The sequence below is a fragment of the Oceanobacillus saliphilus genome (genome assembly GCF_023522835.1).
GTDB classification, from domain to species: Bacteria; Bacillota; Bacilli; order Bacillales; family Amphibacillaceae; genus Oceanobacillus; species Oceanobacillus saliphilus.
On the sequence record NZ_JALCZU010000125.1, the window covers coordinates 1 to 271 of the forward strand.

Sequence of the window (271 nt, forward strand, 5' to 3'; positions counted from 1 at the left end):
CTAGCGATGGCAAAATCAGCTTCACGTTCCACAACAGCTTTAGGCAAAGACACAAATGAACCCATTAACTCAATTAGTCCAGCGCGGGTTGCCTGATGTTCAGCATCCCACTTTGCCGAATCCGTTAATAATGTCGGGATTTCTTCCGGTAAAAGATGATGATCATTAATGAGACGGTAATACCAAATCGTAAATTGCATTCGCATTGCCTGCTTCGTCGTCTCGCGCAATGGAATATTAAATAGATTTGCAATTGCTAGTACGGCTTGTT

At 42.8% G+C, this 271-nt stretch carries 1 protein-coding gene; it reads right to left on the reverse strand.

Going from position 1 to position 271, the window contains the following annotated elements:
• Positions 1-271 (reverse strand): hypothetical protein (locus MN204_RS20675; protein ID WP_249872935.1); only part of this gene is annotated, 271 nt, incomplete at both ends.